This is a genomic window from Gelidibacter pelagius (assembly GCF_017581925.1).
Classification (GTDB): Bacteria; Bacteroidota; Bacteroidia; order Flavobacteriales; family Flavobacteriaceae; genus Gelidibacter; species Gelidibacter pelagius.
The window spans coordinates 1-1,399 of sequence record NZ_JAGEVG010000057.1 but is presented as its reverse complement, the minus strand read 5'-3'; the positions used below and the strand labels follow the sequence as shown (position 1 = coordinate 1,399).

The window sequence follows — 1,399 nt, the reverse complement described above, 5'->3', positions numbered from 1 at the left end:
CCCCTCATCAAAGTATGGGTAAATCCCCATTGCCTTTTCAGCGTCCCAAACTGGTGTTCGGTGATCTGTTGCCTGAGCCTATAATATTCTGGTTTTTCTTCCACTCTTTTTTGGTTCTCTTCCAGAGCCTCCTGATAAATGGAGCGTTCTATGAAGCGCCCGTTTTTATTTGTAGTGCACAGATGTCTCACGGGACATGCCTCGCAGGCCTTCCTGTTCTTGTAGTGCTTGACCATGTGGCCAGCTTTATCATAGATACTTCCGTTGGTGGTCAATACTTGATCTGCCGGACAGGTGTAGGTATCCTTTATTGCATCATATCTGAAGTCGGCCATTGGATAGCGTCCGTTGTCGTGCGATGAGCTGTTTTTCGGGGAGGAATAGGGCGTGATGCCGTTCTTGGTGCAGATGTCCAGATGCTTTGCGGTGGTGTATCCCTTGTCGGTAAGGATGTCCATACTTTCCATTCCCAGAAGTTCTTTGGCGTCCAGTGCCATTGGGGAGAGCGCATGGGTATCGTTCACGCTCCCGGTATCGTTGTTCACGAAGAGCTTGTGCTTGGCATCGCAACCTGCCTGCACGTTGTAGCCCACATTGATGATGTTGCGGTGCAGTATTACAGACCTTGCGTCGGGATCGGTAAGGCTGATCTGGCTCTCGCCGCTTTCCTGCAACCTTTTTTCTATGTTGCGGTATTTTTCTTTTTTTGATTTTTGGTACGTGATCTTAGTCTCGATTTCCTGTTCATCGCAATCCCCATCCCCTTGATCGAGCTGGTCCTGGTACTCCTTGATCTTGCCGTCGATATAGGCAATATGGCGGTCTATCTTCTTTTGGTTGAAGTTGTTCTTCTGGGCATTCTGCGCCCGGATCTTAAAGGAGTCTATGGCGATGGTCGTGCCTTCTATGAGCTCCCATTCCTTGAGCAGCCCCACAAAATGCCTAAAGGCCAGTTTGAACGCCGTGGCATTGTCCTTTCTGAAGTAAGCGATTTTCCTTGCCGAGGGACGCAGTCCCTTCAAGAGCCAGATCACCTCAAGATTGACCCTGCAGGCGTGTTCCATTTGGCGCGAGGAGCGAAGTTTGTTCTTGTATCCGTAGAGATAGAGCTTGAGCATATCCGTCGAATGGTAGGGAGGCCTTCCCTCTGAATTGAGCACGTCCCTGAAGCCCAGTTCCTCCATTGGGAGGATATCCACGAACATATCAACGGTACGCGCCCATGAATCATGACCTACGCATGACTCAAAGTCCATCATTACCAATTGATCCCTGTTAAAACCTGTTATAAAATCCATAACATTAAGATAACCAATATCTTAAAGTGATCCGGGCAATGCGTTAAAAGGAAATCAACAAAGTTATTAAGAAAGGGAGGTTATTGCGCAGTCTGACGTTT

At 48.2% G+C, this 1,399-nt stretch carries 1 protein-coding gene; it reads right to left on the bottom strand.

Going from position 1 to position 1,399, the window contains the following annotated elements; all coding sequences use genetic code 11:
- Positions 1-1,298: IS1182 family transposase (locus J4051_RS18795; protein ID WP_208235426.1), on the bottom strand; the 1,298-nt coding region annotated here is incomplete at its 3' end.
- Between the last annotated feature and the right edge of the window lie 101 nt (positions 1,299-1,399).